Source organism: Pseudoalteromonas sp. GB43 (assembly GCF_054923805.1).
Window position 1 is genome coordinate 858005 of sequence record NZ_JBPCHJ010000001.1, and the last position, 12640, is coordinate 870644.

A 12640-nucleotide genomic window follows, 5' to 3' on the forward strand; every position below is an offset into this window, starting at 1 on the left:
TCCCCCGGCGCTCCTTTAGGAGATTATTATGCGTTCAATTAATAAGCTCATCACTTTAAGTGCGTTAACCACAAGCATTCAAGTATTTGCTTCGGATGCAACTTTTCATGCTGATGCACAAATTGGCTTAACGACTAACTCCGATTTAGCCATTAAAGAGTTAGATGATATTTCTTCACAAAGTGATACGGGTTCAATACTTAAAGCCGGCGTTAGCGCTGAGTTACATGCAACTGACAACCTTAAGTTCACACCAAGTTATCGATACGAGCAAACCAATTATAATCAGCTTGACCAGTACGACTTGGCGTTGCATCAATACAGCCTTGATTCTAGCTATAGCCTTTCTGGTACTGATGTAGGTATTCGTTATGACGGCGCTTTAGCAAAAGTAGCAAAAGAAACATTTTTAACCTTGGATCAAGCAAGTTTGTATGTGGACCATTACTTTAATCCAACAACCTATCTGCGCACTGCGATTAGGGCTTCAGATAAACAATTCGCCACACAGTCAATGCGCGATGCAAAAGGGTTAGGGTTTGATTCGAACCTGTATTACTTTATTAACCAGGGTAAAACGATGCTGCTTTTAGGCGCTAGTTTAGATAGAGAAAATGCTGATTCAGAGCAATTTAACTTTAAAAGTTGGGGCTTAAATACGGGCATCACTCATCGTTTTAAAGCGTTTGATATAAGCAATAAAGCAGGATTAAGATGGCGCTATCAAGATAAAAACTACCAAGAAGTTATCAGCCAACCACTTACACAAAGCGAGCCATCTCGGGATGAAAGTCGCAGTGTAGTCAGCGCATTTTGGCAGCTTTCTGTTTTTGACTCTTTGCAAATTGTTACTGAAGCAGAGTACGGCGATTATCAATCTAAGCTGGCAGCAAACACCTATACCCAAAGTATTGCTTCGCTGTCATTAAAAGCCAGCTTTTAATCAATTACGCCATGTCCAAACACCGCATCTTTGCCTACTTCACCTAAATCATTCGCTTGTTGCTGTAACGCCTGGTAAATGTTTTTAGGAGAAGCATTTGGCTTTGCCGCTAAGCATGCAGCCGCCGCTGAAATACGCGGCGCAGCAATAGAGGTTCCAGATTCCCGACCAAGATCCCCCCAGCTTTTAACGTCATGACATTGACGCCTAATGCCGCAAAATCAATATAATCACCTTTATTTGACCAGCGATAAATTCGGTTTTGGCTATCTAGTGCCGTGACAGCAATGACATGTTGGTATGCCGCAGGATAAAGTGGCAGCGCAGCAGGTCCTTCATTGCCTGCAGCCGCCACTAAAGTTACTTGTTTAGCCGCTGTAGCATTGATTGCTGCCGCTAAAATAGCGTTGTCGGGCCCAGTAAAACTCATATTGATAACAGGCACCTCGTTAGCAACCAACCAATCAAGTGCTTCAACTATTGCAGCTAATGTCGCCCCTTGTGATAAATCAGACTGCTGATAAAACACCGCCGCGCTGTATAATGTTGCCTCAGTTAATAACGGCATGAGCTGCTCATACTTACCTACCAAAACGCCAGCAACCGCAGTGCCGTGCAAATCGGGTGAAACTAAGTCATTTGCAAGAAATGACTGCATTTTTATCTGTGTGTTACTAAATCCCGGATGAGTCGTATCAATCGCACTATCAATCATGCCAATTTTTACAGACCAGTCACACATTGCTGTAAGCTTTGATGAAGACGCATCTTGTTGAGAACCATTTTGCGCTTGATAAATATGATTTCTGTCCAGTAACGCTGCATCATCGAGTAAAAGTAAACGTTGCAAATGCGCTTTTGAATCGTAATTGGTCGGGACAACAAACCGCACTAATGACAAACCCAATGACGTGTATTGTTTAGTGACGATAATTTGCGCACCAATTTGCAACAGTTTTGCCTGATGTTGTTCATTCGCGAGCATTATCCATTGCCTTTCAACTGCACGAAAACCATGCTCAACGTCGACTTCAACAAATGCAGGAGCCTGCAACTGATTAAGTATCTCTAGCCTTTTGGGTAGCGAGGTCACAATGGCTGTTGCGTCGTCGATTAACTCATGTTTGCGTATGCTTTCTACTTGGCTGGTTATGCGCGGTTCAAGTTGATTAATAACAGGATCTACCTGTTCTATCACACCATTTATTGGCTTGATAATCGCAGCTGATAGCGTACTTGAAGTAAACAGCAAACTACTTAAAATGACTGATTTCAATTTCATGTTACAGTGACTTCTCATTTAGTTAGGTACTACTATAACGTTTCAGTGAAAGAAAAATTGCATTTATTGGGAATAAAACTTTTTCTTGCTCGTTATAGTAGTGTGAGTTGGCTGAATCATTGATGAGTTATTTCATTAATCGGCCCTTGCCCTAACCAATAAGGGAAACTATGACAAATACAGTAACCAGTTTATTACCAGCGCTGCGACGTTTTGCATTTTCGCTTACCGGCAATCAAGCAGATGCCGATGATATTGTACAAATGACCATCGAGAAACTTTTACAAAAAGGCATGCCCGATGATATTGAACCACTAAAATGGGCTTTCAAGATTTGTCGCAATGTTTGGATTGACGAATACCGCTCGCAAAAAGTGCGCTTAAAGGCAGTTCAAAATACAGAACTTCAAGAACCCATCTGTGACGATGAACAAGAGAGTTTCGCAACCCAAGAGACTTTGCAGCGGGTAAATAACGCTTTAACAACCTTGCCAGATGAACAACGCGCTATTGTATCCCTCGTGGCAGTGCAAGGTATGGCTTACAAAGATGTTGCGCACACCCTCGAAATACCTGTTGGCACCGTGATGAGTAAATTGTCACGAGCCAGAGCTGCACTTTATCAATTAATTAAGCCTGATTTCACTAAGGAAAACGCATGAAGATTGATGACCAAACACTCAGTGCTTTTTTAGACAATGAATTACCAGCAAACGAAATGGACGCAATACGTAATGCAATTGCTGAAGATGAGCAACTCGCTTTACGCCTAGCTGAACTATCTGAAGTTGACATGCTCGTTAAACAACACGCAGCACAGATTGATGCAATGCCCTTGTCTGATGAACTTGCACAAACAATCGAGCAACATAATAAAGAGAATGTCGTTTCGCTATCTAAATGGCAGCAAATTAAACTAGCTGGTCGCAAACAAATGGCCGTTGCAGCAAGTATTGCGGTGCTTTTTACAGTCGCTATTGCTAGCTTTGTTCAACAACAAGGTTTGGAACAACCCATTGCCAACGCATTAGATCAACAACTGAGTGGTGACAACACACTATTAGATACAAACAGAAGCCTAACTGCACAGCTTAGCTTTGTTAATACTAATGGCGATTTTTGCCGCCAATACACGCTGTATTCTAAAACTACCCAGCAAACACATATTGCTTGTAAACAACAAGGAATTTGGCAGCTTCATGCATCGAGCGAGCAACGCGCAATTTCAAGCCAAAGCTATCGCTTAGCAAGTAAAACACCTGCGCTTGATAGTTACATCGACGAGCACATTCAAGGCCAACCGTTAGATTGTAACGCCGAACAACAAGCACTAAATAACCATTGGCAATAAGCGAGACAATCATGAAACACGTATTATTAGCTTATATTGCCATTGTATTAATTGGCTGCACCAGCAGCCAACATTCGAATGATAAAAACATTCCTGGCCTAACAACTAAGCAGCTTGCAGATAATCAATATATCCTTCGATACGAGACTCGTCACGGTTCAAAGCGCTCAGCGCTTGAGCAAAGTATGCTGCAAGCCGCCAACATTACGATAGACACCGGTTATGACTGGTTTCTCGTTGCCGAGCAGGCAGTTGATGTTGAGCGTTCCAAGCCCACTAACAAACCACGTTTTGAGCAAAGAGCACACTGCGGTTTATTAACCTGCACAAGTCAAACTTCGCCAGCACTGCATGAGTCAACGTTATTAGAGCGCACAATCATCATACAATTAACAATCATTTTAGGAAAAGGCATAAAACCAAGTGAAAAAGCGCATGATGCTTATACGCTAATTGAACAAGCTAATAATTTCATAAAATTAATATTTAAAGGTAAAAATTATCCTCATTACATCTTTTTACCTACGGCTGAACTGCATAAGTAATTACACCGTTAATCACTAATACTTTGATCTCACTTAAGTGAAATTAACTAGATAAGCGCTAAACTTACCACAACTTGATTAATTGTAAGGATGTAGCCATGACACACCTAGTTAGTGATTTAATGACGCCAGACCCATTTGCTATTAGCGCGCAAAATACCCTGCATGATGCTCATAATCTAATGAAAGAGAAAAATGTTCGTCATATCCCTGTGATCAATGAGCATGGTGGTTTGGTTGGCATGTTAACGCAAAAAATCATGATTGCTCAGGTAATGAATATCATGGCTAATTACAGTGCCAGCGCCCTCGAACGCAAGGAAAAGCAAACTAAAGTAGTTGATATTATGGCTACCGATTTTACCAGTATCTCGCCAGAGCAACCGCTACACGAAGTTGCTAAGTTTTTTGTTGAAAACCGTCATGGCTGCATGCCTGTGGTTGATAAAGATAACAACCTAGTGGGCATTCTAACCTCATCTGATTTTGTTCGTTTAGCGGCGGCTTTACTTTCTTAAGTCGTAACTTTGTATCTGCACACTGAATTTTTTACAGAAGGTGTGCAGAGTTTTCATACTTCTTCTTAGCTAGTACCACCCTCACTCAAGACTTAAATAAAATTAATCTTTTAAATTCAATATTTTATAATTTAAAAATTATTAGGCACAACGCTTGCTTCTGTGTAATTACACATGCTTTTTAGATTAAAAGCGAAAGGAAATTTACAGATAATCTCGGAGGAGTAATGAGTAATTCATCATCAAAAATCGCAGAATTTACAGCACCGGGTGTTAAAGACCAAGCTGCAGCGGACACGATTGCTATTCTAGACCAACGCATGGTCGCTTTAATCGATTTACACCTCACTTTAAAACACATTCATTGGAATGTTGTTGGTCCTAATTTTATTGGTGTACACGAAATGTTAGACCCACAAGTAAGCGCAGTGCAAGAGATGACTGACACGATTGCAGAGCGTATTGCAACCATGGGCGGCGTACCTGTTGGCACACCTCAATCAATTGTAGAACGCCGTACTTGGCAAGATTATTCAATTGGTAAAGGCTTAGTTACTGACCACCTAACAGCGCTTGATAAAGTGTATAACGGTGTTAATAAAGACCACCGTGCAGCTATCGATAAGCTTGGTGAGCTAGACCCAGTTTCTGAAGATATGATCACTGGTCCAACTGGCTGATTTAGAACAATTCCAATGGTTTGTTCGTGCACATATCGAATCGTCTACCGGCGAATTGAAAGGTTAAACCCCCTAGGTCTATCCGAAGACCCCTTGCCCAGCATTTGCTGGGCTTTTTTATGCTTTGTTACAACCAACCTTTATGTTTAAAGAACAAGTAAGGTGCAAAGCCAGACAGCAACATAATGCCAATTGCAAACGGGTAACCCCATGCCCATTGCAGTTCAGGCATACTGTTAAAATTCATCCCATAAATACTGGCGACAACGGTTGGAGGTAAAAACACCACTGAGGCGATAGAGAAGGTTTTGATAATTTGGTTTTGTTCGATGTTAATAAAACCCTGAGTCGAGTCCATTAAGAAATTCACCTTATCAAACAAAAATGTACAGTGAGACATAAGGGTATCAATATCGAGTACAATTTCACGTAGTGATTCGCGGTCTTCTGTCGGCGCTCCTAGGTGGCGCAGTAAAAACGAAATATTCCGGCGCGTATCCATCAAACATAAACGCACCTTACCGTTATTATCTTCAAGGCGAGAAATTCGGCTAACGGCTTCTTCTAAGTCAGAGTCATCCTCTTCAAGTACATAGGCACTGAGTTTTTCTAACTGATGATGCATGTCTTCAAGCATATCAGCGTGGTTTTCGACTTTTTGGTCAAATAAAGTCACCAAAAGTTGCTTTGGATTATCACACGCCACTTGCCCTTTCCGAGCACGTAGTCGTAATAGACGAAAATCGGCTAGTTCATCATCGCGGATTGTCAGCAAACAGTTGTCTTGTAACAAACAAGCTACGGTTACCGTATTAAAGCGCCCTTCGTTTGGTGACATGAAAAGCGCATGCACATGCAAGCCTTCATGGTCGATAAAGCAACGGGAAGAGGCCTCGATTTCTTCAACATCATCAGCGCCGGGTAAGGTGATATTAAGGGTGCTTGCCAGCGCTTGTCGTTCTTCTTCAGTCGGATTTATAGTATCAATCCAATGGGCATTCTTAATAGCGGTTGCAAGAGGCATATCAGCAGCTGGCTCTGTTTCTGTGATCACACCTTGGTCTATAGAAAAAAATCGTAACATGCGCCCTACTTAAAAAATAAAATTATTTAAAGAATTTAGATGTTTCAAAAACAAACAATATATCAGTGTTTTTATGGAGCAAGCCATTAAAATAGCTTGGCAAATGCAAGCTGGTTTCGCCCAGATGATTTAGCACTATAAAGTGCATTATCAGCTCTTTTCATTAACGATATTAAGTTTTCTTTATGAGGACGGTCCCAATCAGCTACCCCTAAACTAACTGTAATCTTTAGCGGTTGCTCAGCGTAATTAATTGTCATCTTTGCGACAGATTTACGGAGCAATTCTAGCTTCTGTTTTGCCTCTACCACTCGCGTGTTTACCAAAATTAGAGCAAACTCTTCGCCCCCTAAACGACCTAGTAAATCCTCTTGCCTTAAAGTTTTCTTGACTAGGTTTGCAAAACTTACCAATACCTCATCTCCAGCAGCATGACCGTATGTATCATTAATTTTTTTGAAGTGATCTAAGTCTAAATAAGCAAATACAACTGGTTGATTATTACTTTGACACATTTGCAATAGTTCATTCCCTTGAGCTAGAAACTCTCGACGAGATAGCAATCCTGTTAAATGATCATACATTGCTAGTTTTCGATGTGTTTCCTCTAATTTTTGAACTTTAATCATCAAACCACTAATAGACCATGAAACGATTGGTGCAGTAACTGCAGGAGCAATTGTCGCTATAATAAAAATGATAGGCATCATTTCTGTCCCTGTAGCAAGAAGAATCAAGAAAGTAATCAGTAAAGAAATTGCAATACTAATCACAGTAATAAAAAGCATCCTAAGCCAACGGCTTTTTTCTCTTTCTCGATAATCCATTAAAGTTCGTTCTGTTTCATAAAAACGCCTCATGCAAGCCTCCCGCCCTCAAAGTAATAGATGATCGAGTATAATCTAAATTTCATCCAACAAGACTAGCACAAAGAGTTGAACTACGAAGTTACACCCTCAAACGCATATTGATTGTGATAACTATTTTCATTTGCATTTAATTAATTATAATAGGGCTACTATCATTCAAGTGAGTGCAAATATGAAATACTTAAGCGTCATGTTATTACTGCTTTCAAGCTCAGTCTTCGCTGAGCAACGAATAGTAAGTGCCGGAGGAACATTAACAGAAATTATATTCGCGTTAGGTCAGCAGCAAGAGCTAGTAGGTGTTGATCAATCGAGTATGTATCCAAAAGCGGCCACAGAGTTACCTCAGGTTGGGTATTACCGCGATCTTGCTGCGGAAGGTGTACTTTCTTTACGCCCAACGGCACTTTTTGCACTTGAAGGAACTGGCAGACCTGAAGTATTGAAACAAATCAGTTCGACTGGTGTAACGTTAAAAACCTACCCTAAGCCAGACTCTATCAGTGAGCTAAATAGCTTAATTACTAATTTAGGTAATGAATTAGGTGCGCAAGAGCAAGCACGTGCTTTAAATCAAAAAATCCAAAATAGCTTACCTGAAAAATCTTCGCTTACTGGTAAAAAAGCACTTTTTCTATTATCGGCCAATGATAGAGGCTTAGTTGCTGCCGGTACTGATACCGTGCCGCAAATGTTGTTTGAATATACTGGAATTAAAAACTTAGCGCAGACTCACTCAGGCTTTAAACCATTAAATAGAGAGATCCTTGCCGTAGAGCAACCCGATTTTATTATTGCACCTGCTCATGTCGTTTACTCATTAGGTGGTAAAGATGCATTTTGTAAGCTGCCCGCTTTATCTTTATTAAAAGCAGCACAAAACTGTAAGTTACTGGTTATGGATAGTTTATTATCATTGGGGTTAACACCAAGAATAGCGATTGCCATTGAGCAAGTTAGTGAATATCGCAATAAGCTATGAACGGTTCAATTACTTTACCAATAGAGCTAAGAACAAGGCTTTTTCCTAATAAATGGATAGTCCTTTGCGTTCTGAGTATTGCCGCCTTATCTTTACTAAGTATTGGTTTTGGCCCCGCCGGCTGGGACTGGCGTTTAGCTATTGCTTGGCTTGCGCCAGAGCACTTTACACAGTTTGACCCGTTACAAATTAATGTTGTTACGCAAATTCGTTTACCACGTTTTATGTTAGCAGTAATGATTGGTTTAGTGCTGGCTCAAACTGGCACGGCAACTCAAGCCCTGTGCCGTAATCCACTTGCCGACCCATCTATTATTGGTATTAGTTCAGGCGCTGCAGTTATTGCAGTGGCATTTATCGCACTGGGTGCGAAATTTGATTTTCAAGCCGATAAATATTTACCTTATGCCGCATTTTTAGGTGCATTGGCTGTCACGCTTTTTGTTTACCTTATCGCTAAACAGGCCGGTCAAGTTAATGTGACGACCTTGATTTTGGTCGGTGTAGCAGTAAACGCTCTTGCCTTTGCATTAATAGGGTTATTAAGTTTTTATGCTGATGACAGTGCGCTGAGGTTAATAAACTATTGGACTATGGGCTCACTTGGCGGTGCTACGTGGACTAATTTAAATCAAGCATTACCACTGTTACTTATCAGTGCAATTGGCCTGTGGTATTTAAAAGAACCTATGAATTGTTTGCTGCTAGGTGAATCACAAGCTCAGTATTTAGGAATAAACACGCAGACTCTTAAATTTCAAATCATTATTTTAGTTGCATTAGGTGTGGGAGCAAGTGTCGCAATGACAGGCTTAATCGGGTTTGTTGGTTTGGTTGTTCCGCATATTGCAAGGCTTATGGTGGGTCCCCATTTACGGGTTATGATGCCTTTGTGTATGTTGCTTGGCATTATCGTTTTATTACTCTCTGATTGGCTCGCACGCACATTAGTCATGCCAGCAGAACTTCCTATTGGGATAATCACCGCCCTACTTGGTGCGCCTTTGTTTATCTACCTTATTTTAAAAAGTAAGCAAGGAGGCGCAATTGCTTAGTTTTAATAACTTAAGTGTTAATTACGGCGAAAAAGCCATCTTGCAAGATTTAACTGGTGAGATTAAAGCAGGTCAATGTGTGGGCTTAATTGGTGAAAATGGAGCTGGAAAATCGACCTTGCTCCACACTCTAGCCGGAAGTCATCCTTATCAAGGTGAAATACTGCTCCACAACCACCCCTTAGCAAAATTTAGCCAAGCTAAACTGGCCCATCAACGTGCCGTTGTTATGCAGTCTCAGCAGCTAGGTTTTGCATTCACAGTGCAAGAGCTTGTTGCAATGGGGCGCTACCCTTACAAAGAAACAACGCAGCACTGTGCTAAAAAAGTAGCTCAATACATTGATTTTATGGAGCTGGGACACTTGAGAGATTGTCGTGCCACGGCTTTATCGGGCGGCGAGTTACAACGAGTGAGTATGGCACGTTGTTTAGCGCAACTCGATGCATTTAGTGATGATGCTCAGCCGAAGCTCATGTTATTAGATGAGCCAACTTCAGCGCTCGATATGCGCCACCAGCATGCTTTATTGGGTTGTGTTAACAAGTTTGTTGAGCAAGGCAATGCCGCCATTATTGCAATCCACGACTTAAATTTAGCAAGTCTTTATACCAGCGACATTATTATGTTGCATCAAAAACACATTTTGGCGTCTGGCAGAACATCAGATGTCCTCACTGAACATAATTTAAAACACATTTACGCCATGCCTTTGTATGTTAAGTCACATCCACTGCATGACGCCCCAATGATTTATTCTCAACGTCAGGAGTTTTCATGAGAACACAAGCCGTCAACGACGCCAAGCAATTGGTATACAAAAAAAATAGCGGAGTAATGTCTACCCTTTCATATAATTTACGCGGCTATCCATTTGGCTCTGTAACTCCTTACATGTGTGATGAGCAAGGAAAACTGTATTTTTTTATCAGCGATATTGCTCAACACACTAAAAACCTAGTTCACGACAAGCGCATGAGTCTAACAATATTTGATGCAGCGCAAACAGGCGATCAAAACGAACATGGTCGAGTAACCATCGTGGGTGATGGCTCATTAGTTCCAGCAGAACATGCTGAAGTATTACTCAACAAATATATTGCTTTATACCCAGAAGCTGACTCTTATCGTAGCGCTCATGACTTTAACTTATGGCAATTAGACCCTGTTCGCATTCGCTATATAGGCGGCTTTGGCAAGATTTTTTGGATTGAAAAAGATGAATGGCTTACATCAGAAAAAGCATGGGATGACAACCAAGAGCTGCATATGATCAATCATATGAACGAAGACCACAAAGATGCAATGTCCTTAATTCTAAACAATCACTACCACGTTGACGACACAGCACCCGTTATGAATGGTTTGCTACCGCAAGGCTGCTACATCAGAAGCCATAATAAGAACTACTACATCCCTTTTAATGAGGTATGTGATAACCCTCAAGCAGTACGAAAAGCGCTTGTTCAACTAACTAAAGATGCACGTGCCACTGTGTAAATATGTTCATTTAAGGAGAATACCATGAAGAAAATTTTAGGCTCTATTTTGTTTATTCTTGCAGCTTCAGCAAATGCTAATGAATGTGAACTAACAATTGAATCAAACGATATGATGCAATTTTCCACTAAGTCATTAACTGCCCCAAAAAGCTGTAAAGAAGTGACGGTAACACTAAAACATACTGGCAAATTACCAAAAAATGCCATGGATCATAACTGGGTGCTTTCTAAACAAGCAGATATTCCAGATATCGCCAGCGATGGCATGGGCGCAGGGCTTGACAAAAATTACCTAAAAGAAGGTGATAGCCGTGTACTTGCTGCAACTAAAATTATAGGGGGTGGCGAACAAACCAGCGTAACCTTCGCAAGCAACCTTTTAAAAGAGGGCGAAAATTATGCATTTTTCTGCTCATACCCTGGTCACTACGCAATTATGCAAGGGACGTTTACCTTAATTTAAACCTTATATTTTCACCAATAGATAGCCAGCTAGTTTGCTGGCTTTCTTGACTTAAGTTAATCGCTATTCACCCCAATAGCAGGTTTTAATATTGCCGATAGAATACCCAATAAAAATATACCACCAATTGTTAACTGATGTGTTTTGTAACATTTATCTCGTTTCCTTTTGATTTTAAATCACCTAATCTGGGCACATATCTGCAAGGAGAGAACAATGAAAGACTTACAAAAATTAGTGGGTAATTTAAATAAATCAGGCGCGCTGAATGGCTTTTTGGGTGGTGTTGCCGGCGGTGGGCTAACGAGCTTGATGGGCGGAAAAAGTAAAAAGAGCAGTAAAAAAGCCGTTAAATACGGAGCATTGGCTGCTGTAGGTGGTCTTGCCTGGAAAGCCTATAAACAATATTCAGAGCAAAAATCAGCCCCAGTTCAGCAAACTAGTTCACGTGGTTTTGATTTTACTCCCGCCACGCTGCCTGAGCAGTCATTTACTGATGCAATCGACGATAATCACAGTGATGGGCAATTATTACTCATGCGCGCTATGATTGCAGCTGCCTATGCTGATGGCCACATTGATGAAACCGAAAGACAAAAAATCTTCGCACAAGTGGAAACAATGCAATTGTCAGTGCAAGAAAAAGCCATGCTGTTTGATGAGCTAAGAAAACCAATGCAACTATCAGAGTTAGTTGCCGCTGTGCCAAACGCACAAATGGGTATTGAAGTATATGCAGCCAGTGCCAGTGCAATTGATTTGAACCAAACAGTTTCTAAACACTACTTAGACACATTGGCCAATCAGTTATGCATTCCTAGCGAACTGGTAATGAGTATTCATAGAGAACTTAACACTATTAGCTAAACCATTAACATTATTAGTTATTAGATACAAAAGAACGCCAGCAAAAATTAAACTTAGTTCTGTTTATATGGATATTTTGCAAGTGACGTACAGCAGCGTCATCGCACAAAATAAAATATCAAAATACAATCAAAAAAAATGGCCACAATTAACATGTGGCCATTGAAACGCTAAAATACTATAGAGCTTATTGCAGCCACTAATTCATTTTATTGTATTAGTGCTATTTCTTTGAATATCACGAATCCCTTGCTTACCTTCTTTTTCCAAAGCAGCAATTTGTTCAGGTGTACGACACACGCGAGTAGCAATATTGCTGCCAGTCGGTTTTTCCATTTTACAAATTAAGCCATCGTTACTTGCTTGTTCTTTACCTGAGTTTGCGCATCCAGATAAAACTAAACCAACCAAGGCCAACATTAAAAACCTCATAAACAAACTTCCTTTTAAAACTAACTAAAACTAATAGATAATCATGAAAACGAGCCGCCACTATAGC

General features: G+C 40.6%; 16 protein-coding genes and 1 pseudogene. 12 read left to right on the plus strand and 5 right to left on the minus strand.

Going from position 1 to position 12640, the window contains the following annotated elements; all coding sequences use genetic code 11:
- The first annotated feature begins 28 nt into the window (after window positions 1-28).
- Window positions 29-943, plus strand: a complete 915-nt coding sequence (locus ACRWSG_RS04005; protein WP_462165697.1) for a hypothetical protein — start codon at window positions 29-31, stop codon at window positions 941-943.
- Here the strand turns inward: ACRWSG_RS04005 and ACRWSG_RS04010 are convergent.
- Together ACRWSG_RS04010 and ACRWSG_RS04015 are read right to left on the minus strand one after the other, a co-directional pair.
- Window positions 940-1155 carry a S8 family serine peptidase gene (locus tag ACRWSG_RS04010; RefSeq protein ID WP_462166892.1) on the minus strand — a complete coding sequence of 72 codons (216 nt, stop codon included), beginning with the start codon at window positions 1153-1155 and terminating at the stop codon, window positions 940-942. The genes ACRWSG_RS04005 and ACRWSG_RS04010 overlap by 4 nt on opposite strands.
- Window positions 1053-2225, minus strand: coding sequence for a S8 family serine peptidase (locus ACRWSG_RS04015; protein WP_462165698.1), 1173 nt, complete (start codon window positions 2223-2225; stop codon window positions 1053-1055). Before ACRWSG_RS04015 ends, ACRWSG_RS04010 begins: the two co-directional genes overlap by 103 nt.
- A gap of 170 nt (window positions 2226-2395) precedes the next feature.
- On the opposite strand from ACRWSG_RS04015, the gene ACRWSG_RS04020 reads away from it, so the two are divergent.
- From ACRWSG_RS04020 to dps, 5 genes and pseudogenes are all read left to right on the plus strand, one after another.
- Entirely contained in the window at window positions 2396-2887 is a 492-nt protein-coding gene (locus ACRWSG_RS04020; RefSeq protein ID WP_187489964.1) for an RNA polymerase sigma factor, read from the plus strand.
- On the plus strand, window positions 2884-3576 hold the full coding sequence (locus tag ACRWSG_RS04025; protein ID WP_462165699.1) for an anti-sigma factor family protein: 693 nt from the start codon (window positions 2884-2886) through the stop codon (window positions 3574-3576). The genes ACRWSG_RS04020 and ACRWSG_RS04025 overlap by 4 nt, the downstream gene beginning before the upstream one ends.
- A gap of 11 nt (window positions 3577-3587) precedes the next feature.
- A complete protein-coding gene (locus ACRWSG_RS04030) occupies window positions 3588-4121 on the plus strand; it encodes a CC0125/CC1285 family lipoprotein (RefSeq protein WP_462165700.1) in 534 nt (177 codons plus the stop codon).
- Window positions 4122-4219: 98 nt separating this feature from the next.
- Window positions 4220-4639 (plus strand): CBS domain-containing protein, encoded by a 420-nt coding sequence (locus ACRWSG_RS04035; protein WP_054551886.1) that lies wholly within the window; start codon window positions 4220-4222, stop codon window positions 4637-4639.
- A gap of 227 nt (window positions 4640-4866) precedes the next feature.
- A pseudogene (dps, locus tag ACRWSG_RS04040) lies at window positions 4867-5386 on the plus strand (DNA starvation/stationary phase protection protein Dps).
- Window positions 5387-5446: 60 nt separating this feature from the next.
- Here dps and corA read toward each other — a convergent pair.
- Entirely contained in the window at window positions 5447-6403 is a 957-nt protein-coding gene (gene corA / locus ACRWSG_RS04045; protein WP_054551888.1) for a magnesium/cobalt transporter CorA, read from the minus strand.
- A gap of 86 nt (window positions 6404-6489) precedes the next feature.
- Complete coding sequence (locus tag ACRWSG_RS04050) at window positions 6490-7263, minus strand: GGDEF domain-containing protein (protein WP_138599888.1); 774 nt, start codon at window positions 7261-7263, stop codon at window positions 6490-6492.
- A gap of 181 nt (window positions 7264-7444) precedes the next feature.
- On the opposite strand from ACRWSG_RS04050, the gene ACRWSG_RS04055 reads away from it, so the two are divergent.
- The 6 genes from ACRWSG_RS04055 (at window position 7445) to ACRWSG_RS04080 (ending at window position 12141) form a co-directional block, all read left to right on the plus strand.
- A complete protein-coding gene (locus ACRWSG_RS04055) occupies window positions 7445-8254 on the plus strand; it encodes a heme/hemin ABC transporter substrate-binding protein (RefSeq protein ID WP_054551890.1) in 810 nt (269 codons plus the stop codon).
- Complete coding sequence (locus tag ACRWSG_RS04060; protein WP_138599887.1) at window positions 8251-9309, plus strand: FecCD family ABC transporter permease; 1059 nt, start codon at window positions 8251-8253, stop codon at window positions 9307-9309. Before ACRWSG_RS04055 ends, ACRWSG_RS04060 begins: the two co-directional genes overlap by 4 nt.
- Window positions 9302-10090: a heme ABC transporter ATP-binding protein gene (locus tag ACRWSG_RS04065; protein WP_462165702.1), complete on the plus strand. Its 789-nt coding sequence runs from the start codon at window positions 9302-9304 to the stop codon at window positions 10088-10090. The genes ACRWSG_RS04060 and ACRWSG_RS04065 overlap by 8 nt, the downstream gene beginning before the upstream one ends.
- Entirely contained in the window at window positions 10087-10809 is a 723-nt protein-coding gene (locus ACRWSG_RS04070; RefSeq protein WP_462165704.1) for a HugZ family pyridoxamine 5'-phosphate oxidase, read from the plus strand. Before ACRWSG_RS04065 ends, ACRWSG_RS04070 begins: the two co-directional genes overlap by 4 nt.
- Before the next feature lie 24 nt (window positions 10810-10833).
- The gene (gene azu / locus ACRWSG_RS04075; RefSeq protein WP_462165705.1) at window positions 10834-11274 is read left to right on the plus strand and encodes an azurin; all 441 of its coding nucleotides are present in this window, start codon (window positions 10834-10836) and stop codon (window positions 11272-11274) included.
- A gap of 216 nt (window positions 11275-11490) precedes the next feature.
- The gene (locus ACRWSG_RS04080) at window positions 11491-12141 is read left to right on the plus strand and encodes a tellurite resistance TerB family protein (RefSeq protein WP_166339189.1); all 651 of its coding nucleotides are present in this window, start codon (window positions 11491-11493) and stop codon (window positions 12139-12141) included.
- Window positions 12142-12345: 204 nt separating this feature from the next.
- On the opposite strand, the gene ACRWSG_RS04085 is transcribed toward ACRWSG_RS04080, so the two are convergent.
- Window positions 12346-12573, minus strand: a complete 228-nt coding sequence (locus ACRWSG_RS04085; RefSeq protein WP_054551896.1) for a hypothetical protein — start codon at window positions 12571-12573, stop codon at window positions 12346-12348.
- Between the last annotated feature and the right edge of the window lie 67 nt (window positions 12574-12640).

Bases quoted from the DNA above. Each gene is read 5' to 3' on its own strand.
- ACRWSG_RS04005 (WP_462165697.1), top strand. From the start codon at position 29: ATGCGTTCAATTAATAAGCTCATCACTTTAAGTGCGTTAACCACAAGC.
- ACRWSG_RS04015 (WP_462165698.1), bottom strand. From the start codon at position 2,225: ATGAAATTGAAATCAGTCATTTTAAGTAGTTTGCTGTTTACTTCAAGT.
- ACRWSG_RS04020 (WP_187489964.1), top strand. From the start codon at position 2,396: ATGACAAATACAGTAACCAGTTTATTACCAGCGCTGCGACGTTTTGCA.
- ACRWSG_RS04025 (WP_462165699.1), top strand. From the start codon at position 2,884: ATGAAGATTGATGACCAAACACTCAGTGCTTTTTTAGACAATGAATTA.
- ACRWSG_RS04030 (WP_462165700.1), top strand. From the start codon at position 3,588: ATGAAACACGTATTATTAGCTTATATTGCCATTGTATTAATTGGCTGC.
- ACRWSG_RS04035 (WP_054551886.1), top strand. From the start codon at position 4,220: ATGACACACCTAGTTAGTGATTTAATGACGCCAGACCCATTTGCTATT.
- corA (WP_054551888.1), bottom strand. From the start codon at position 6,403: ATGTTACGATTTTTTTCTATAGACCAAGGTGTGATCACAGAAACAGAG.
- ACRWSG_RS04050 (WP_138599888.1), bottom strand. From the start codon at position 7,263: ATGAGGCGTTTTTATGAAACAGAACGAACTTTAATGGATTATCGAGAA.
- ACRWSG_RS04055 (WP_054551890.1), top strand. From the start codon at position 7,445: ATGAAATACTTAAGCGTCATGTTATTACTGCTTTCAAGCTCAGTCTTC.
- ACRWSG_RS04060 (WP_138599887.1), top strand. From the start codon at position 8,251: ATGAACGGTTCAATTACTTTACCAATAGAGCTAAGAACAAGGCTTTTT.
- ACRWSG_RS04070 (WP_462165704.1), top strand. From the start codon at position 10,087: ATGAGAACACAAGCCGTCAACGACGCCAAGCAATTGGTATACAAAAAA.
- azu (WP_462165705.1), top strand. From the start codon at position 10,834: ATGAAGAAAATTTTAGGCTCTATTTTGTTTATTCTTGCAGCTTCAGCA.
- ACRWSG_RS04080 (WP_166339189.1), top strand. From the start codon at position 11,491: ATGAAAGACTTACAAAAATTAGTGGGTAATTTAAATAAATCAGGCGCG.
- ACRWSG_RS04085 (WP_054551896.1), bottom strand. From the start codon at position 12,573: ATGAGGTTTTTAATGTTGGCCTTGGTTGGTTTAGTTTTATCTGGATGC.